The 19,765-nt window shown below is 57.6% G+C and carries 19 protein-coding genes; 12 read left to right on the top strand and 7 right to left on the bottom strand.

Going from position 1 to position 19,765, the window contains the following annotated elements:
- Positions 1–6 precede the first annotated feature (6 nt).
- The 3 genes from HX881_RS24000 to HX881_RS23990 form a co-directional block, all read right to left on the bottom strand.
- Complete coding sequence (locus HX881_RS24000) at positions 7–3,192, bottom strand: efflux RND transporter permease subunit (protein WP_177086985.1); 3,186 nt, start codon at positions 3,190–3,192, stop codon at positions 7–9.
- 176 nt (positions 3,193–3,368) lie between these two features.
- Complete coding sequence (locus tag HX881_RS23995; protein WP_177086983.1) at positions 3,369–4,544, bottom strand: efflux RND transporter periplasmic adaptor subunit; 1,176 nt, start codon at positions 4,542–4,544, stop codon at positions 3,369–3,371.
- Between the two features lie 162 nt (positions 4,545–4,706).
- The gene (locus HX881_RS23990) at positions 4,707–5,981 is read right to left on the bottom strand and encodes an MFS transporter (RefSeq protein ID WP_177086981.1); all 1,275 of its coding nucleotides are present in this window, start codon (positions 5,979–5,981) and stop codon (positions 4,707–4,709) included.
- Between the two features lie 333 nt (positions 5,982–6,314).
- Here HX881_RS23990 and HX881_RS23985 point away from each other — a divergent pair, with 333 nt between their 5' ends.
- Both HX881_RS23985 and HX881_RS23980 read left to right on the top strand, forming a co-directional pair.
- Positions 6,315–7,331: a GlxA family transcriptional regulator gene (locus tag HX881_RS23985; protein ID WP_343054820.1), complete on the top strand. Its 1,017-nt coding sequence runs from the start codon at positions 6,315–6,317 to the stop codon at positions 7,329–7,331.
- A gap of 399 nt (positions 7,332–7,730) precedes the next feature.
- Positions 7,731–8,336, top strand: a complete 606-nt coding sequence (locus HX881_RS23980; RefSeq protein ID WP_042935531.1) for an SCO family protein — start codon at positions 7,731–7,733, stop codon at positions 8,334–8,336.
- Positions 8,337–8,464: 128 nt separating this feature from the next.
- Here HX881_RS23980 and HX881_RS23975 read toward each other — a convergent pair whose 3' ends face one another.
- Positions 8,465–9,196: a DJ-1/PfpI family protein gene (locus HX881_RS23975; RefSeq protein ID WP_177086978.1), complete on the bottom strand. Its 732-nt coding sequence runs from the start codon at positions 9,194–9,196 to the stop codon at positions 8,465–8,467.
- A 67-nt stretch (positions 9,197–9,263) separates the two neighbouring features.
- Between HX881_RS23975 and HX881_RS23970 the strand changes: the two genes are divergently transcribed.
- Positions 9,264–10,268, top strand: a complete 1,005-nt coding sequence (locus tag HX881_RS23970) for a helix-turn-helix domain-containing protein (RefSeq protein ID WP_246356571.1) — start codon at positions 9,264–9,266, stop codon at positions 10,266–10,268.
- Positions 10,269–10,326: 58 nt separating this feature from the next.
- Here HX881_RS23970 and HX881_RS23965 read toward each other — a convergent pair whose 3' ends face one another.
- Positions 10,327–10,746, bottom strand: coding sequence for a Rid family hydrolase (locus HX881_RS23965; RefSeq protein ID WP_177086976.1), 420 nt, complete (start codon positions 10,744–10,746; stop codon positions 10,327–10,329).
- A 407-nt stretch (positions 10,747–11,153) separates the two neighbouring features.
- Positions 11,154–11,384, bottom strand: coding sequence for a hypothetical protein (locus HX881_RS23960; protein ID WP_177086974.1), 231 nt, complete (start codon positions 11,382–11,384; stop codon positions 11,154–11,156).
- Positions 11,385–11,398: 14 nt separating this feature from the next.
- Here HX881_RS23960 and HX881_RS23955 point away from each other — a divergent pair, with 14 nt between their 5' ends.
- Positions 11,399–12,022 (top strand): LysE family translocator, encoded by a 624-nt coding sequence (locus tag HX881_RS23955; RefSeq protein WP_177086973.1) that lies wholly within the window; start codon positions 11,399–11,401, stop codon positions 12,020–12,022.
- 217 nt (positions 12,023–12,239) lie between these two features.
- Entirely contained in the window at positions 12,240–12,701 is a 462-nt protein-coding gene (locus HX881_RS23950) for an isochorismatase family protein (RefSeq protein ID WP_177086972.1), read from the top strand.
- A 78-nt stretch (positions 12,702–12,779) separates the two neighbouring features.
- Here HX881_RS23950 and HX881_RS23945 read toward each other — a convergent pair whose 3' ends face one another.
- Positions 12,780–13,529 carry an SDR family NAD(P)-dependent oxidoreductase gene (locus tag HX881_RS23945; RefSeq protein WP_017126754.1) on the bottom strand — a complete coding sequence of 250 codons (750 nt, stop codon included), beginning with the start codon at positions 13,527–13,529 and terminating at the stop codon, positions 12,780–12,782.
- A gap of 163 nt (positions 13,530–13,692) precedes the next feature.
- Here HX881_RS23945 and HX881_RS23940 point away from each other — a divergent pair, with 163 nt between their 5' ends.
- The 7 genes from HX881_RS23940 to HX881_RS23910 all read left to right on the top strand — a co-directional run bounded on the left by HX881_RS23940 (position 13,693) and on the right by HX881_RS23910 (position 19,694).
- The gene (locus tag HX881_RS23940) at positions 13,693–14,604 is read left to right on the top strand and encodes a LysR family transcriptional regulator (RefSeq protein WP_177086971.1); all 912 of its coding nucleotides are present in this window, start codon (positions 13,693–13,695) and stop codon (positions 14,602–14,604) included.
- A 174-nt stretch (positions 14,605–14,778) separates the two neighbouring features.
- Positions 14,779–15,240, top strand: a complete 462-nt coding sequence (locus HX881_RS23935; RefSeq protein ID WP_281367733.1) for a type IV pilin protein — start codon at positions 14,779–14,781, stop codon at positions 15,238–15,240.
- On the top strand, positions 15,240–15,704 hold the full coding sequence (locus HX881_RS23930; protein WP_177086970.1) for a pilus assembly FimT family protein: 465 nt from the start codon (positions 15,240–15,242) through the stop codon (positions 15,702–15,704). The genes HX881_RS23935 and HX881_RS23930 overlap by 1 nt, the downstream gene beginning before the upstream one ends.
- Complete coding sequence (locus HX881_RS23925; protein WP_017126750.1) at positions 15,688–16,104, top strand: hypothetical protein; 417 nt, start codon at positions 15,688–15,690, stop codon at positions 16,102–16,104. Before HX881_RS23930 ends, HX881_RS23925 begins: the two co-directional genes overlap by 17 nt.
- Positions 16,101–16,838: a PilW family protein gene (locus HX881_RS23920; RefSeq protein WP_177086969.1), complete on the top strand. Its 738-nt coding sequence runs from the start codon at positions 16,101–16,103 to the stop codon at positions 16,836–16,838. Before HX881_RS23925 ends, HX881_RS23920 begins: the two co-directional genes overlap by 4 nt.
- Before the next feature lie 11 nt (positions 16,839–16,849).
- A complete protein-coding gene (locus tag HX881_RS23915) occupies positions 16,850–19,018 on the top strand; it encodes a beta strand repeat-containing protein (protein WP_177086968.1) in 2,169 nt (722 codons plus the stop codon).
- A gap of 76 nt (positions 19,019–19,094) precedes the next feature.
- Entirely contained in the window at positions 19,095–19,694 is a 600-nt protein-coding gene (locus HX881_RS23910) for a type IV toxin-antitoxin system AbiEi family antitoxin domain-containing protein (RefSeq protein ID WP_177086967.1), read from the top strand.
- Positions 19,695–19,765: the final 71 nt, after the last annotated feature.

Genomic DNA, 19,765 nt, shown 5'->3' with positions numbered 1-19,765 from the left:
CTCCGATCATGCGTCCAATGCTTGCGTTGTCAGGTGGGGCGCGTCTTTTTGAGCCACGTGTACTTTGCCACCTGCCAGCGTACGCAGAACCACATAGAAGACAGGTGTCAGTGCGAGACCGAACAGAGTCACGCCCAACATGCCGAAAAACACCGAGATCCCCATGGCCTGGCGCATTTCTGAGCCCGCCCCCGTGGAAAACACGAGTGGGACAACGCCCATGATGAAGGCGATCGAAGTCATGAGAATCGGCCGCAGACGCAAGCGGCTTGCTTCAATGGCGGCCTTCAGCGTCGTGTACCCGTCGTGCTCCAGTTCTCTGGCGAACTCGACTATCAAGATGGCGTTTTTGGAAGCCAATGCGACCAATACCATCAACCCGATCTGGGTAAAGATGTTGTTGTCTCCCTGCGTGAGCCACACCCCCGTGAGTGCGCACAGGATGCTCATGGGGACGATCAGGATGACCGCCAGAGGAAGGGTCAGGCTTTCGTACAGTGCGGCCAGTACGAGGAATACGAGCAGGACGCTGACAGGGAAGACCCACATACCGGCGTTACCTGCCAAAACCTTCTGGTAAGTCAGCTCGGTCCACTCGAATTTCACGCCTTGAGGCAACACCTCGGCGGCAATGCGCTCTGCTGCTGCCTGGGCCTGGCCAGACGAATAGCCCGGCGCTGGGCCGCCGTTGATATCCGCTGCGGTGTAGCCGTTATACCGAACCACCATGTCCGGACCGTAGGTTGGGCTGATACGAACCAGAGACGATAAGGGCACCATTTCCCCACGGTCGTTTCTGGTTTTCAGCTGAAGGATGTCATCTGCTCGCTGACGAAACGGGGCGTCGGCCTGTACTCGTACCTGGTAGACACGGCCGAAACTGTTGAAGTCATTCACATACAAGGAGCCGAGGTATACCTGCATGGTCTTGAACACATCGGTAACGGACACGCCCAGCTGTTTGGCTTTCACACGGTCCAGCTCGACGTTCAACTGCGGGAAGTTGATCTGATAGTTTGTCAGTGACCCACCAAGCTCCGGGGTCACAGCAGCCTTGGCCATGAATGCTTGAGCGGCCTTGTCAAGCGCCTCATACCCCAGGCTACCCTGGTCTTCCAGCTGCATTTTGAAGCCACCCAGTGTGCCAAGCCCGAGTATTGGAGGCGGTGGAAAGGCTGCGACATAGGCTCCTTTGATACTGGCGAACTTTTGGTTGAGGGCTGCGACGATAGCCGCGGCGGACTCATCTTTCGATGTACGCTCGCTGAGAGGCTTGAGGGGAACAAAGACAATCCCAGCGCTGGAACTGTTCATGAATCCGTTAACGGACATGCCAGGGAAGCCGACTGCGTGAGCTGCGCCCGGCTGCTTCATGACTATTTCGCTCATCTGGCGAATCACTTCTTCCGTACGGTCAAGAGAAGCGCCATTGGGAAGCTGGGCGATGGTGACCAGGTACTCCTTGTCCTGCATGGGAATGAACCCGGCAGGCACAACGTTCCCCATGAACGCCGTGAGCCCCAGAAGAACCACATAAACAACCAGCATGCTGCCCTTGCGCTTGAGGACGCCTGTTACGCCTTTCGAGTATTGCTCCGAGCCACGATTGAAAACCTTGTTGAATGCTCGAAAAAAACCGCCCAACAGCTTATTCATCACCCGCGTCAAGGCGTCTTGCTTGGCGTCGTGGCTACGCAAAAGGAGTGCGCTGAGGGCTGGAGAGAGCGTGAGTGAGTTGAACGCGGAGATCACTGTGGAGATCGCAATGGTCATCGCAAACTGCTTGTAGAACTGGCCCGTGAGACCGCTCATGAATGCCAGCGGTACAAACACAGCAACCAACGTGAGTGCGATGGCAATGATGGGGCCGCTGACCTCTTGCATGGCTTTATAGGTGGCGTCCCTCGGCGTCAGCCCGCTGGCTATGTTCCTCTCCACGTTTTCAACCACAACGATGGCATCGTCGACGACGATACCAATGGCTAGCACCATTCCGAAAAGCGACAGGGCATTGATCGAGAAGCCGAAGGCCAGCAACAGCGCAAAGGTACCGATGATGGATACCGGTACAGCGATCAAGGGGATGATCGCTGTACGCCATGACTGGAGGAACACAATGACGACCACGACCACCAGTGCGATGGCTTCGAGCAGTGTTTCTATAACCGCATTGATGCTCGACTTCACGAAGCGGGTGGGGTCGTAGATAAGCCTGTAATCCAGGCCTGGAGGGAAATCAGCGCTGAGGTCTTTGAGTGCCGCGCGGACTTGATCGGAGATCTCCAGCGCGTTGGCGCCAGGCAATTGGTAGATGGCGAGGGAGACGGCGGGTTTGTTGTCCAGCAACGCACGCAATCCGTATTCAGCCGCGGAGAGTTCGACCCGGGCGACATCCCGCAGATGAGTCACTGCGCCATTCGGGCTGGTTTTGAGAACGATGTCGCGGAACTCGTCGACGGTCTTCAAGCGACCCTGGGCATTGATTGTCAGCTGTACTGCAGTACCCGGCGAAGAAGGCGCAGCACCAACGGCCCCCGCAGCAACCTGGATGTTCTGTTCTTGAATGGAAGTGACAATCTCCGAGGCGGTGAGATTACGCTGTGCCACCTTCTGCGGATCGAGCCACACACGCATTGCGTAATCGCCTGCGCCCCACATATCGACACGGCCAACGCCAGGTATCCGCTCAAAGCGCGTTTTGACGTTACGTACGCCGTAGTTTCTCAAATACGTCGTGTCGTACCGATCATTGGGTGACACGAGGTGCAGAAAAAGAACCAATGAAGAAGAGCTTTTGAGCGTAGTAACACCCAATCGTTGGACATCTTCGGGCAGCCGTGGCAATGCTTGATTGACTCGGTTCTGTACCAACTGGGTAGCCAGGTCCGGGTCAGTTCCTAATGCGAAAGTCACGGTGATGGTCAGGTTACCGTCACTGTTCGCTTGAGACTGCATGTACAGCATATTCTCAACGCCGTTGATTTTTTCCTCAAGCGGCGCCGCAACTGTCTCGGCAATGACTTTTGGGTTCGCTCCAGGATACTGTGCGCTGATGGTTACCGAGGGTGGAACGACCTCTGGATACTCAGAAATCGGCAATTTGAATATTGCTATCAACCCTGCAAGCAGGATCACCACGGATAGTACGCCCGCAAAGATCGGACGATCGATGAAGAACTTTGATATGTTCATTAACGACTCTTTAAGTGAGGCGGCTACTTACTCTCAGCGCTGCTTCAAGGTTAAAAAAGACAACAGGACGCTTGAGGATGCACTCTGCTTTATAATCAATGCGCGGACCAATAAATCGTACGAACCCGAGGGGCATTTGTCGTTTATCAGTGAATTCTGGTTAGTGCCGTCGTGGGTCAGTGAGCGTTTCTAGCCTGAGCGTCACTTTGGGGAATTATCTTTCCTAGAACCTGCTCCCCTGGACGGACTCGCTGAATACCGCCGACCACCACCCGTTCGCCCTCTTCGAGCCCGGACGTGATAATGCGATCATTGCCTTGTAGATTCCCCAGCGCTACCGGGCGATAAACAATATGGTCATCCTTTCCCACGACCAGGACAAATCGCTTGTCTTGATCGGTGCCAATTGCCGCATCATCAATAAGAAGGGCCGCGTATGGTTCACTGCCGCCCACTTTTACACGCGCATATAACCCCGGGACCATGGTGCCATCAGCGTTGTCGAACCGTGCACGCATTCGGATAGTGCCTGAGGTAGTGTCGAGTTCATTGTCTACGGATTGGATGACTCCCCGGCGCGAATACCCTGTCTCATCTGCAAGCCCTAGATCAACCGGAACATTAACCTTATTGCCGAGTCTGTTGATGTACTTGAGATAAGTCTGCTCATCAGCGTTGAACTCTGCATAAATGGGGTTCACAGAGACAAGCATCGTTAAAGGCGCCGCGCCTGCCCCGGCGTTTACGATGTTTCCAAGTGTTATTTCTGCCCGCGATACGCGACCAGAAATTGGAGCTTTAATCTGGGTATGGCCGAGATCAATTTTAGCTGCATCCAGCGCTGCTTCAGCAGTTTTAAGATTGGCAATGGCCTCCAGTGCTGCGTTGTTTTTTTCATCGTAATCACGTTTTGCGATTGCATTTTCGGTAATCAGGCGCTGTGCCCTCTCCCAGTCGCTTTTCGTGTACGCGGCGCGAGCCTGAGCTGCCGCAACCTGCCCCTTGGCTCGTTCGACTTGTGCTTGGTAAGGTCGTGGATCGATGACGAACAGAGTGTCCCCTTTTTTAACCAATTGGCCGTCATGTATGTTGACGTCCGTTATGGTTCCTGCCACCAGCGGCCTGACCTCAACTTTTTCCACCGCTGCTAATCGACCAGAATAGATTTGCCAGTCGGTAACGATTTCTCTTTTAACGACCGCGACATCTACCTCCTGGATTGGGAGCGGGCCTTCCTGTGCTACAGCTTTCTCTGAGTTATCGAACACCCCAAAGGCAATGACTCCGGAAATACAAAGCATGCCTGCCGAATAAAGTGCCAGCCTGGTGCGGGGCTTGGAATTAGCGCTCATAATTACTCCAAAGTTAATCCTGTTCTAGCTTGACTGCTGTGTGAATGCCAACTTCCGATGGCCAATTCTCATGAAATATGAAGTGGCGCTTGTTGGGAGCCTAGGTGTTTGCTTCGCCAACGACACCGCGGCTTTTTTACAGTGAACGGTATGCGTGAAAAATCACGTCATCGACCTGTTTTCATTGTCTGGAACGCGTTCGCCATTGGCGATTTTTGTTCTGCGGTCGGCACGCATCCACCTTAAGGTAATAACCGCAGATACCGCGATTAGCGGAAAAACAATATTATTCATGCCCTTCCAGCCAAGTAATTGCAATATGGGGCCGGCGGCCAAGGTGGAAAATGCAGTGAACGTATATTGAATAAACTCTGCCACTCCCTGCACCCTGGCCTTTTCGGAGGGGTGGTAGGAGGAAGTCAACAAGGTGGTGCCACCAACAAACATAAAATTCCACCCGACGCCTAAAAAAAGAAGCGCGATATAGAACGCGGTCAAGCTGTCCGAAAACTGTGCAATCAATCCGCAAGCTGCACTTAGTGCCATTCCCAGGAATAAAATCGGTGGCAATCCGAATAGGGCAATCAGGCGCCCAGCGAATAGTGACGGCGCGTACATACCCACTAAATGCCATTGAATAATGCTGGCGCCATCATTTATGGAGTGATTGCTGGCGACAGCAGCCAGCGGTGTCGCGGTCATGATGAACATCATCACCACGCCGCCAATAACGTTATTCGAGAGTGCCGCTAGTGAAATAGGTTGCCTGAATATAGTGAGTAGTTTGCGTGGCGGCTGTTCGTGGTCATGCAGTTCCAATGGTTCTGGACGTGCATCCTGGTAACCCAGCCAAAGTAATGCTGCGGAGGCAAGGCCCAGCAGGCATACCATCAAGTACGAGCCGGCGAACAGGACCGGGAACAAATCCGCGCTCCAACTCGCCAACAAAGGCCCGAGAAAAGCGGCGATCACTCCGCCCGCAAGCACCAACGAGATCGCGCGTGCTTTGCGGTTGTCAGGTTCCGAATCTGTTGCCGCCAACCGGTAATACTGGGCGAATGCCTGGAAAACACCTACGGCGGCTGTCCCGATGCAAAACAGCCAGAAAAAATTCAGGAAGACTGCCCATACGGAAATCAAGCCGCCTATCGCGCCAGTGAGGGCACCTAGTACAAATCCACGCCGTCTACCTATCTTTTGCATCAGGGTAGAGGCGAAGTATGTCGCAATCGCGCCGGCTACGGTGATCAGTGCAAAGGGCAGAGTCGCAAGCGATTTATCGGGGGCGAGCTGATATCCCGTCAAACCGGTCAATGTGAGATCGATAGCGATGGCTGCCGTGAACAAACCCTGAGCTATTGCCAGTACCGCCACATTCGATCGGCTTGACGACTTTTCTGGCGCTGAAATGTCTTCCGATAATTTTGATGTGCTCATTGTGCCCGCCTCCAGTCAAGAAGGTTCGAGCTGTCTGCCCTTACAACCATGACGACTCTCCCGTTGAGAAACTGGAGCATTCTCTCCGTCGCTTATCGCGGGAGAAAGGACTTAGTTCCCTCCTTTTTGGTCGTCGGGCTGCATTGGGCAGCAGGTGTCACAAACAGGAAAACCGATAGCGAAGCGGGACTGCGAAGCGAGAAAAAACGATGACGTTTTTTGAGGGTTTTCCGCCCTTTTCGCCATGAAATTTTTAGAGGATGATTTGGGGCCAGCAGTACGAAAATCGGCCAATAAGACGCCGGCAGGGAACAGTAATTCCGAGCAGGACCTATGATTTTTCAAGAAGGTAATTCCATGCGTGACATCGCTTTCCTGATCTTTCCCGAGTTTCAGATTCTGGATCTTAGCGGTCCGCTGGCGGCCTTCGAGATCGCTAAAGAGATTGGGGTACCAGATCCCTACTGCTGTTCGGTGGTTTCGTTGTCGGGCGGTCCTGTGATGAGTTCGTCTGGTCTGGAAGTAAGGAGTCAGAAGATCAGATCAAGCCCGTACGATACGTTGATAGTGGTCGGCGGTAAGGCCTTTTCCAAGCCCTATGACCTTCCTATGGTGTCGGACCACCTCGCTAATGCGGCCGCGAAAGGTACCAGGCGAGTGGCGAGTGTTTGCACCGGGGCTTTTCTATTGGCTTCGGCGGGCCTGTTGGACGGTCGCAGGGCTACTACACACTGGAGGCAGACCGCGCGACTGCAACGCAATTTTCCGAAGGTGCGGGTACAGCCCAATCATATATTTACGAAGGATGGTGGCATCTGGACGTCTGCTGGCATCTCTGCGGGAATCGATCTGGCGCTGGCCATGATTGAGGAGGATCTGGGAAGTGCTGTTTCCCATGAGGTCGCTCGCACCATGGTGGTGTATCACCGTCGGCCAGGAGGGCAATCACAATTTTCGGCCATGGCCGATATGGAGCCGTCGACGGATCGCATGAGGGAGGTGCTTTCCTATATGCGAGAGCATCTGAACGAACAGCTATCAACAGAGCATCTGGCATCAATTGCTTGCCTCAGCTTGCGTCAGTTCGGTCGGGCTTTCCTGCTGGAAACGGGGGAAACACCGGCTAAAGCAGTGGAGCGTTTGCGTGTCGAGGTCGCGAGGCTGCGCGTTGAACGTGGGGCGGAACCAATCGAACTGATAGCACACTCGGTCGGTTTCAAGGATCCGGAGCGGATGCGCAGAGCCTTCATCAGAGTTATTGGACACCCACCTCAAAGCATCAGACGGCTGGCCGCACATCAGGGTGTTAGCGCTTCTGAAGTTAAGGGAGAAACAAGTTCGACCAAATAGCATGGCGTAAATCGAGGGGACTAAGTCGTTTTGCAAAGCGCCAGTGACGCTTAAGCTTAAACCTCTGGGCCTTGATGACCCCGAATGGTCGCGGTGAATCTCCAACCTACTAATGGGACAGTCATGAAATAACTTTCAGGCAAGCGTGCACTCATCACCGGCACCGGTTTGAGCGTGGTTTGCGTGAATGCTTAGTTGGGTGGCCCACGTTTGATGGCGTTGGGATTCTGTTAAAAGTATTAGAGACAAAATCCTCAAGTCAACCGCACCAGGGATCAGCTCGATCTTGAACGGATGTGTTTATTTATCGACAAGCATACCGTCGATGCATGAAGTAGTAATTTAAATAAGATACGCCAATCCAATTTATTGTTTTTTCGTATGAAGAGGCTTGAACCAATGAGCGTTTTGTTGACTCGCCGCAAGGTGATTTCAGGTATGGGACTTCTAGGTATCGGCATGCTGGCAGGCTGCGATACCCGGGGTGAGCTATCGTACAAATATGGCAAAGACTTAAGCGATAAAATTCTTGGGCGCACATTCAGGCTAAAAGATACTGACGGCGAGGTAAGAACGCTTTCAAGCTATAGAGGCGTGATGCCAATGATCTTTTTTGGATTTACTCAATGCCCGGCAGTCTGCCCCACCGCCTTGGCTCGTGCAGCAAAAATCAAAAAGATGATGGATAAGGATGGCTACCGCCTTCAGGTTATCTTTATTACGCTTGATCCCGAACGGGATTCCCCAGCCGTACTAGACGCCTATGTCAAAACTTTTGACCCGTCTTTTGTCGCACTTTACGGAACACCAGAAGAAACGGCGGCCACAGCCAAGGAATTTGGCGTGTTCTATAAAAAAGTACCGATTGGATCAAGCTATACACTGACTCATTCATCGACGAGCTATGTGTATGACTACCAAGGAACGCTACGCCTCGGATTTTCTCAAGCACTTTCGGCGCAACAATGTGCAGAAGATCTGATTACCCTCATGGAGATTTGCTAATGCACCCAGCGCCCAATCGAACCAAAACAAATCAACGCGTTGAACAGATCGTCCTTGGGCTTTCTCTACCAGGGCTGGTTTTCCAGGTATCAGCCCAAACGCAGATAGAGGGCGCATGGGAGCTACGATCACGCGGGAGTCAGTTTTGATAACTGCGCTCGACGCTCCATATGCTCATTCGCGACTCTCACAGCCTCGTCAGTTCTCCCCCACAGACCTTCTATCTGTGCGACGATCTCAGGCCGCGCAGTACGTGGATTCCCCGAGTGCATTGTCGGCTGCGGGTCGTACTCGAGCACGAGCTGCGTAAACTCAGCCGCATCCTGGCCTTTGAGTTCGGCGATGACCTGCAGCGCAAAGTCGATACCCGCCGTGACACCGCCACCTGTGATTCGGTTTCTGTCGACGCATACCCGTTCGTAGCTCGGTTCGATACCCAAGGCTATGAGAGGTTCGTAGAAAGGCCAGTAGGTCGCTGCACGATAGCCTTCCAGCAGTCCCGCCATAGCAAGAAGTACAGAGCCCGTGCATATGGCGGTTACATAAGTGGCTGTCTTTCCTGCGCGAGCAATAAAATCGAGCAGCTCCTGGTCCTTCATGATTTCAGGAGTTCCTCCGCCACCTGCGACAAACAGCACGTCCAAGTGATCTGGAACGTCATCTATCGTGATCGTGGGATTCATGGTGACGCCCATATCCGTTGGAACAGCCTCCATTGTCTTCCAGATTATGTGAGTTTTAGCGTGAAGGCCGAACGCCGTCTGTGGGCCTGCCAAGTCTTGCAGAGTGAAACCAGGAAAAATCACCATGCCAATCTGCAGTTGGCGGTCTTCAATCTTATTGCTCAGTTCATCAGACATTACCGTCTCCTCTCGTCGTACTTGACTGAAGAGTATTCCTGTTAGACGCTCCACGTGAGTGGCGGAAATGACATTGATCGATCAGTTTCTGCCAGCTGAATATTCAGGTTTACGAGCGGAGTCCAACACCATGCATAAGATCGCGGTTCTGGCATTGAATGACGTGGTGCCTTTGGACTTTGGTATTGCCTATCAGGTTTTCGCCTTGGCTTCTCAGCCCGATGGTCGCAAAGCTTACGAGGTGGAGGTGTGCGCACCCGAGCGGACAATTCGCGCCGCCAGTTTTGATATGCAGGTGCGGTACGGCCTCGACCGTCTTGCGCTAGCCCAAACTATCGTCATACCAGGAAGTGAAGATCCGTTTGGAGTGGTTCCAGAAGCAGTAAAAATCGCTCTTCGCGAGGCACATATTCGTGGCGCAAGACTGGCTTCAATCTGCACGGGGGCCTTTATCCTTGCCGCAAGCGGTCTTCTTGTCGGAAAACGCGCAGCGACGCATTGGCGTTTCTCCGAGGACCTGGCCAGGCTTCACCCAGAGATAAAGGTAGAACCTAATGTTCTGTTCGTCGATGAAGGTAGCATCGTGACGTCGGCCGGCGCGTCAGCAGGATTGGATATGTGTTTGCATCTCGTGCGACGCGATTACGGCCAGTCTGTTGCGGCAAACACTGCCCGCCTGGCGGTCGCGCCGCTGTACCGTGATGGCGGTCAGGCACAATTTATTCGTCAGGAGCTACCAGGCTCGCCAACGAGCTTAATGCCGTTGATTGAATGGATGCGGGACAATTTGAGCAGTTCGCACACAGTCGATGACCTTGCGGCTCGCGCCAAGATGAGCTCGCGTACATTTGCTCGGCGATTTCAGGAACAGACCGGCACTACTCCTTTACAGTGGCTTCTCAGCGCTCGTATTGGGAGAGCGCGTGAATTGCTTGAGGAGAGCGAGGTGTCGATTGATCAAACGGCGCTTCTTTCCGGATTCGGGTCTGCGGTGACCTTCCGGTCGCGGTTCCGAAGGGTCGTTGGCCTCACGCCGACGGAGTACCGTCGTCGTTTCAGCTCAGCAAGCTAAAATCCAAATACCCGCACGTCCAGCCATCGAAACATGCCATCGTGCCCGCAGCCCTCGCCTATTTCCCCTCCGGAAAAACCGCAACACTGCGAATCTCAATCTTCAACTGCGCAAGCGCCAGCGCCTCGACCCCGATGATCGACCAGGCCGGAAACGGGCGTTCGGTGTAGCGGGCCTTGACCGGCAGGAACTCGTCGACCGTGTCTTTCAGGTTGACGTGGTAACTCACCACTTCAACCAGGTCGGCCATTGTCAGCCCCTGCAAGCGGAGGATTTCCCTTGTCCGTTCCAGCGCTACCTCGGTCTGTTCGGCGACGCTCTCGGGGATCGAGCCATCGGGACGGAAGCCGACTTCGCCGGCGATAAACAGCAGGTTGCCAGCGCGAACGGCGGGCGAGTAGCCGTAGCTCTCATAGCCGCCATGGGTCGCGGCAAACATCGGGTGGTCTGCCGGGATCTCAAGTACTTTCTTGGTCATCTTTCATATCCTTGTCCTGATTTGCATGCTGAACGAAAACAGGCGGCCGCCCCTTCGACAGGGGCGAATGGCCTGCGCTGTTCCGAGCACCGACTCTACGGTTGATGGCAAAAGGCACAAACGACATTTATCCCTCACTTCACGCCATATCACGGTCTGCGGCCTGTTCCCCCGCATCCGCCGCAACCGGTTCGACGCGAGAGCCGATTGAGCGGCGAGCGCTGATCGATCGACGCTTCATCGGCACAGCCTCCGGAGGCACTCGACGACGAACGACATAAGCATATGAATTTATACTTTTTCAGATTCCCGGTAATTGCTGTTAGTTTAAAAAAAGAAAGACGTCATTGTTCTTGCTTGTCAATAGAGCGGGTCATGTTTCACTGGATGAAGATTGCAGCCGAACTTCAAGGGATTAAAGTCTTCTCAGCACTACTTACATGGCTACTGGGCAATAACCCTACCTGTTGAAAGTCCATTTCATTGGATTGATAACCGGTATATGACATGACGGCTACTCTGAGCCACTCGGCGACCTGATCAACACCCCGTATGTGCGGATCCCCGAGGAAAAACTGCAAGGTCGGCAGCGCAATCACACTATCAATAACATCACGGTCGAACAGGCGGTGCTCCATGAAAAGGAATTCACATGTTTACTGCGGCACTGATCTACATCCTGGCGGTCATCAGCCCTGGCCCCAATTTCATTATCGTCAGCCGGTTTTCTTCCCTCGGCTCGGTGTCGACCGGCATTGGCGCAACCCTGGGCATTTGCACGGTTGGCGTGTTCTTCTCGACCATTTCGCTGCTGGGCCTGGCGGCGCTGCTGCACCAGTATCCGGCGTTCTCCAAGGTCGCCACGCTCTGCGGCTCGGCGTACCTGCTGTACATCGCCTACAGCATCATCAGGAGCGTGCTGGCGAAAAGCACCGGCACGCCTGAAAGCACGGGACCTGGCGTGACCAGTTTTGCCAGGGCCTACAGGGTCGGATTGATCACCAACATCAGCAACATGAAAACCATCGCCTTCATGATCAGTATCTATGCGGGCTTTCTGTCTTCGCCGCGCTCGGAGCTCGACAAGGTGCTGGTGGTGCTGCTGTGTTCGACCCTGGAAATCACCTGGTACTCCCTGGTGGCCCTGTTGTTCGGTCAGGGGCCGATCAAGGCCTTGTTCCTGAAATACACCCGGCAGATCGACGTCGGGCTGGCAGTCTTTCTGGTGGCGTTTTCTCTCAACAACGCGGTCCCTGTACTGCTTGCCAGTCGCTGAGGCTCCCCAGGCGACCTTCAGGGCAGTTGGGTGCGATGTTTCAGGACTTCAAGCGGATTGGCCGCCCGGGGAATGGCCAGACGTCAAGTGACGTCCTTTCCACGGGCGCGCAGTCTTTACTGGTGTGTGCGCTGGCGGGTCGCACGCCTCGGGTTGAACCGATCGCCAGGGTTATGCGTCAATCCTTGACGACGTGAACACCGCCCAGGACCACCCCATGCGCCAAGCCCTGCTGATCATCGATGTCCAACCCAGCTTCTCCCCGCCGCAATGGCTGATCGACGGTATTCGGGGCCTGATCGGCCGCATGCCCAGCGTCGCCACCGTCGAGCGCCACGATGAATCGATCACCCCGTTCCAGCGCCAGCTAGGCTGGCACCCGGCACCGGACGACGACAGCCTGGTGCCTGCCGATCGCATCTTCATCAAGCATGGCTACGCTCCCTCGCCGGAAACCATCGAATACCTGAAGAGCCTGGAGGTCGAGCGTGTCCTGGTCTGTGGCCTGCAAACCGAAACCTGTTGCCTGGCGGCGGGATTTGCCTTGTTCGATGCGGGGCTGCAACCGACCTTGATCACTGACCTGACGGTCGGTTCGTCCCTGGATCGTTCGGGCGGGTTGGGAATACGGCTGTGGGAGCATCACTTCAAGCACACGTTGCACTCGCAGGCGCTGTAGCGGCGGGAACATTGGCCGGCACGAGCCGCACAAAAAAGGCGCCGGATCCCGGCACCTTTATCGAGAGCCGCCGGCGTATCACACCTGGGCCATGCCTCCGTCCACGAACAGCTCGATACCATTGACGAAACGGCTGTCATCCGAGGCCAGGAATACCGCGGCCTGGGCAATTTCGCCGGGCTCGCCCAGGCGTCCGATCGGCACCTGCGAGGCCAGGTGGGCGAACAGGCCGTCGACCTGTTCCGCCGGTACCAGGCCGCCCAACCCTTCGGTGCGCACCGGCCCCGGGCTGATCACATTGACGCGGATATTGCGCGGTTGCAGATCCAGCAACCAGGAGCGGGCGAGGTTGCGCACCGCCGCCTTGCTCGCGCTGTAGACGCTGAAACTGGCTGTGCCCTTGACCGAGGTGGTCGAGCCGGTCAGCAGGATCGAGCTGCCATCCCGGAGCAGCGGCAGAGCCTTCTGCACGGTGAACAAGGTGCCGCGCACATTGGTGCCGAAGATGCGGTCGAACTGCTCTTCGGTGATCTCCCCAAGGGGCAACATGTCCCCGCCACCGGCGTTGGCGAAGAGAATATCCAGGTGACCGACCTGGGACTTGATCACGGCAAAGATCCGATCCAGGTCCTCGATCTTCGAGACGTCGCCCCGAATGCCGGTGGCCTTGGCACCCACGCTATCCACCGCGGCATCCAGTTCCGCCTGCCGACGCCCGGTGATGAAAACCCTGGCGCCCTGTGCCGCGAACTCCCGCGCCGAGGCCAGGCCGATACCCGTGGTCCCGCCCGTGATCAGTGCGATCTTGCCTGCCAGTTTATTGCTCATGTTCAGTGCTCCAGTAGGAAAAGGCTCGGTAGGAAGTGAGCCGTTGGAGCGACTGTAGGCCTCGGTCATTAAGTGAAAAATAGCCTGACCCCGCTTACTTTATGCACAATGGTGCATAATCATTTATCCCCGCCCATTGATACCCGTCAGGTAGAGCCCACCCATGGACCAGCTACTCGCCATACGCGCCTTCGCCCGGGTCGTCGAAGCCGGCTCCTTCACAAGAGCGGCCGACTCGCTGACGATGCCGACCACCACGGTCAGCAAGCTGGTCCGAGAGCTGGAAACCTACCTGAATGTGCGACTGCTGCAGCGCACTACCCGCCGTGTCTCGGTGACCAACGAGGGCCTCGCGTACTACGAACAGACCGCGCGCCTGCTGCGGGATCTGGAGGAAGTCGACACGGGATTGCGCACCGCCCAGGTCAAGCCACGGGGAAAACTGAAGGTGGATATCGGCTCGTCGGTCGCCACCGAATTGATCATTCCGGCACTGCCGGAGTTTTTCGCGCGTTATCCGGATATCCGCCTCGAGGTCGGCGTCAGCGACCGTCATGTCGATCTCATCAGCGAAAGCGTCGATTGCGCGATCCGTGGCGGCGAGCTCAAGGACCTGTCGCTGGCGGCGCGCTCGATCGGCCACGCCTGCTGGGTGACCTGTGCGACACCCGCCTACCTCGAACGCTTCGGCCGACCGACCCATCCCACGGCGCTGGAAAACGGCCACCAGTTGATCGACTACCTGTCCGCGCGCACCGGCCGGGTCATGCCGGCAGTCTTCGAGCGTGGCCGGGAACGCTTTGAAATCACCGGGCACAGCAACTGCAGCGTCAATGAAAGCAACGCCCATGTCGCCGCCGCCCTCGCCGGGCTGGGGATCATCCACACCTTCGGCTACACGGTGCAAAAGCACATCGACAGCGGCGCCCTGGTCCCATTCCTCGAAGCCTGGCGACCGGCGCCCTACCCCTTCCATGTGGTCTACGCGCCCAATCGCTACCTGAGCCATCGGGTCAGGGTATTTATCGACTGGCTGGCCGAACGCTTCCAGTCCACGCTCGCCAATCGCTCCTGAGTCCCGCTCGCGCAATACCCCGGACTGATGCAGATCAACGGGAGAATCCGCGACAGCATCGACAATGAAAGATTATTCAGATTCGGCTTCTCGCCGGCTCCATTCACCGAACTGTTATTCAATGATGTCATAATGCGATTTATGAGCATTGGGGCACTGGAAAGCATCATTCACATGTCGATGAAACACCCAAGAACACAATCGGGTTTCACCCTGATAGAAATGCTGGTCACCGTCGCCATTGTCGCGATCCTCGCCGCCATCGCCGTGCCCGCCTACAGCAGCTACGTCACCAAGAGCACGATCAAGGCCGCCGAGTCCGACCTGGTCGCGCTGAGCCTCAGCCTGGAAAACTACTACCAGAAACAACTGGTGTACCCGGCCTCGGGTGCCAGCGGCACGACGCAGATCCAGTGCGTGCTGGCCAGCAGCGCTTCGCCTTGCACCGCCCCGACGTCAGGCTGGCAGCCGAGCCAGTCCGGCAAGTTCAGCTACTCGCTCAGCTCCAACGCGACCACCTACACCGTGACCGCCACAGGCAACAGCGGTAACGTCAATGGCTGCACGATCACGCTGACCCAGGACAACACCCGCAGCATCGCCTCGTGCAGCTCGTATAACGGCAACTGGTTGTAATGCGCAGCCGCGGGTTCACCCTGATCGAGCTGATGATCACCATTACCCTGTTCGGCCTGCTGCTGTTCGTGGGGGTGCCGCTGACCCAGTCATGGACCAACAGCGCCTATCAGCGCGATGCCGCCGGCCTGCTCAAGCAAGGGATCAGCCGCACCAAGGCCATCGCCCTGCGCAACCAGGGCGCCGTGCAGGACAGCGCCCCCGCCGCCGTGCTCTGTCGTTCCGGGCAGAATCTCCAGCTGTTCAGGCTCACCGCCGGACAGGCCATCGACTGCACCACCACCACGCCGCCCCTCTGGAGCAGCCCGCTGCCGGCGGCGGCCAGTATCCAGAGCGCCGGTGTCGACCTGGCCTGCGTCGCCTTCAACAATCGAGGCCTGGCGGTCAGTTCCAGCACCTGCACCACCGCGACGCTGCAGGTCACGGCGGGGAGTGAGAGTTCAGTCGATGTCCCGCTCATTTGACCCCCACCCCGGGCGACAACGGGGTGATGTCCTGCTCGAATCCCTGATCGGCATCCTGCTGATGGCGATCGTCGGCCTGGGCATCACCTATGCCGCATCGCGGGCGGCGGTGAGCCAGCGCGACATGAAGCTGCAGAACATCGTGGTCAGCCAGATGCGCAGCCTGCTGGAACAGAACGGCGCGCTGTTGTGCTCGACCAACGCCGCCTTGCTCGTCGTCTCCCTTCCCACCCAGACCAGCCCACTGCCGATCGTGGCGACCTGTACCAGCGCCCCGGCCGTCACCGTCGGCACCAGCACCCTCACTGGCGGGACGCCGCAGAGCGCCGTGGTGCTGACCACCCGCACCCAGGACAGCAGCCTCTTTGGCGGCGTCATCCGCGTGGGCGATGAGTCATGAGCCGTGGGCAAGGCGGCTTCACGCTGATCAGCCTGATGGTCGGCACGGCCATTTCCCTGGTCAGCATCCTGGCCATGCTTTCGCTGTATAAAAACCTGGTCTACACCTCGGCGGCATCGATCCAGAGCGCCCGGCAGGACGGCCAGGTGGCGGCGGCGCTGCTGACCGCCCAGCGCGAGCTGATGAATGCCGGCTTCTGGAGCGGCAGTGCCACCGTGCGCGCCAGCGCCGATATCGACAATAATTTCGTGCTGCTGTCCGGCGCCGTCCTGAGCAACGGCACCCTGAGCGGCAACGCCACCGCCCAGACCAGCTTTCCCAGCCTGACCAACGCGTCCCCCAACGGCATCACCGGCAACGCGATTGTCTGGTCCTACCAGACCAGCGCCACCGCCAACCCCAGCTGCGCCGGACTGTTGATCAGCAACGGCGCCCTGCTCAGCCTCAAGGCCGCCGCCGCTTGCACCCAGGCCTCAGCGCAATGGGGCAGCAGCACCTGGACCAGCACCCCGCTGATCGAAGCCGGCCAGGGCAGCGCCTCGTTCTCGGTGGGCTTCGCCACCTGCTGGCCCTATGGCCGGACCACCGACACCACCAATACCGCCTCGCGCCTGCAAGTCACCCTGAACGCCAACAACAGCACGCTCGACCCCAACAGCAGCGATCCCCAGCCCGCTTACGTGAAAAGCAAGGCAACGGCGTGTCTGATCAACTTCGAAAAACCCACTTCCTGACAGAGCGCTTGATGCCAGCCCCTTCGTTTTCCGGATCGACACCCGCGTCTCAACGCGGCATGGCCGCCACGCTGATGATCCTGTTCGTCGGCATGGCCCTGTCCGTGACCGCCCTGGGAATGATGTACGGCATACGTGGCGCCCAGCAGCAGCAAGTGGCGGCCCATGCCATCTCACCGGCGGAGTCACGGGTCTGGAGCGGGGTGGAGTGGGTGCGTCTGTACCTGCAGGCCCAACTGCTGCAGGACAGTACCCTGGCCAATGTCACACCGGGCAACCTGCCCATCAGCGCTAGCGGCCTCAGCGCCCAGATCATCTCCAAGGTCGCCAGCGCCGGCAGCACGCTGGTCACCGCCACCATCACCGCCACCAACAACCTGGCGACCAATACCCTGCAGGTGGTCTACGTGCTGACCCCGGCCAGTGCCGCGACTGCCCCGCCCAGCGGCAACCTGCCACCGGCCCTGCAGTTCAATGGCAATTTCAACTACACCGGCGGCAATCTGTCGATCACCAACGGCACGACCCTGGCGAATATCGCCGTCACCGGCGTGCTGACCATCTCCAACGGCTCGAAAGCCTATGTCTCCGGCTGTGCCAAGGGCGGCATCAACCTCAGCGGCGGCGGGATCGCGGACAACGCGACCCTCAACACCGAGGGCACCTTTTCCATGAGTTCCAGCAGCCCGCCGGTCAACCTGACGGTAGGCGCCAAGTCCATCAACATCAGCCAGTCCGACGGCAGCTATGTGTCGATCAAGGCCGGCGCGTTCAAGGCCAACGTCCTGTCGGCCGGATCAACCATCGGCACCGCCCTGGTCGGCGGCACGAAAAACACCGACAACTCGATCACCGCCGCCAGCACCGGCACGGCCCTGATCACCCTGACCGATGGCACGGTCTATACCCTGGACCTGAGCAAGGCCAGCCAATCCGCCGGGGTCATCAGCACCAGCACCGGCGCGCAATTGATCTCCGGGACCGGCACCCTGCCCGCCAGCATTTCGCTGAGCTACAATGCGATCTACGGCGGCGACGTCAACTTCAGGAACGCCACCGTCGGCACCTTCTGGGGCAACACCCTGGCATTGAGCGGCTACAGCGCCACCTACAACACGCTCAAGGCCAACAGCGACGTATCGATCCTCACCGCGACGGTGGGGCAGTTCCAGGGCGGCGGCAACCTCAGCGTGACGCAATACAACACGCCCTCGTTCAACACCGCCAGCCAGATCGCCGGCAAGGTGCTCAACCAGAACGGCACCGCCTACACGGGCACCGCGCTGGCGAACCTGACACAGAACATCGCCGGCGCCTCGCCGGGCCTGCCCGGCATACCGTACTGCAACATCACCAGCGCCCCGGTGGACGTCACGCCCCTGCAAAGCCAGGCCAACTACGTGTTCTACTTCGACGGCAACACACCGATGCTGAAGATCCAGAACGTCAAGACCGCCGCCGGCACCGCCGTGGCAGGCGGCCCCTACAACCTGGGTACCACCGACCTGCGCACCTTGCTGGGAAACACCTTCCTGACCTGCAATTACGGCAACAGCAGCTGCGGCAACAGCGCGACACCCGCCAACGGCTGGACCTTCACCGGGATCAAGGCCCTGCCGCCGGGCGTGCTGTGGTTCCAGGGCAACATCACTCTCGATGGTGTGCAAGGCCTGAGCCGACTCACAAACACCGTACTCGCCACCGGCAACGTTGCCCTGACCAGCAACAGCGCGGTGCCCTTGTACTCGCCGAACTTCTCCGGTTACTCGAACCTGTGCAGCGGGTCGTTCTACCCGACCAACTTGTGCAACAAGAGCGCGACACCACCGGCCCTGGCCACCTGGACCGACAGCGCCAACGTCACCCACAGCGGCCTGCCCATCGGCAATATCGCCATCGAAGCCAACGGCGGCCTCGCCACCAGCGGCTGGACCCTCTACGGCAACGTCATCCTCGGCGGCCTGGTCAGCACCTCGGGGGCCACGACCAACATCAAGGGCTCGCTGTCCACCGGCAACAACGGCGCCAGCCCCACCACCATTTCCCAGGGCGGCATCGCCATCGATGTCTCGGCGGTAACCGGCGACCAGACCATCACCACCCCCACCCCACCCACGGGCGGAGGCGGAAGTGGCGCGGTCCAGGCTTCGACGAAAGTGCGATGGGTTCGGGCGTATTGAGAAAGCTGCTATCCTGCACGTTCCTCTATGTCGGTAAATATTGACAATTACCGACAAAGAGGAACACGCTGTCGATATGGAAAACTCACACCACCATATCCTGGCGCTCGCCGCTCGCAACGGCCTCATCCGCTCCCGGGACGTCGTTGCACAAGGACTCCCCCGCGTCGCATTGACCCGGCTGGTACGACAGGGTCTGCTCCAACGAATAGACCACGGTCTTTACTCGCTACCGCAGCGCAACATCTCCGAGCACGTTGCCTTGGCCGAGGTAGCAAGCAAATACCCCAAAGGGGTGATCTGCCTGCTGTCAGCCTTGAGGGTACATGGGCTCACGACCCAGTCGCCATTCGAGGTCTGGTTCGCCATACCCAACAAGGCTCGTGCGCCAAAGCCCGGTTATCCGCCATTGCGCATCGTCCGCTTCTCAAGCTCTGCACTCACTGATGGCGTTGAAAATCATGATATCGATGGCGTGACCATACGCGTGACCAGCGTCGCTCGTACCGTTGTCGACTGCTTCAAGTTTCGTAACAAGATAGGGCTGGATGTGGCGCTGGAAGCGCTGTCTGATGCCTGGCATTCCAGACGTCTGAACATGGACGAGCTATGGCGCTACGCCACCCTTTGTCGGGTGACCAACGTGATGCGTCCCTACATGGAAAGCCTGACATGAATGACCGCAATATCGCGACATCAGTACGAGCACGCCTGCTCAACCGCGCACGGGAAACCCGTCAGGATTTC

The organism is Pseudomonas gingeri (genome assembly GCF_013386115.1).
Classification (GTDB): Bacteria; Pseudomonadota; Gammaproteobacteria; order Pseudomonadales; family Pseudomonadaceae; genus Aquipseudomonas; species Aquipseudomonas gingeri.
This window is presented reverse-complemented; position numbering and strand designations above follow the sequence as displayed.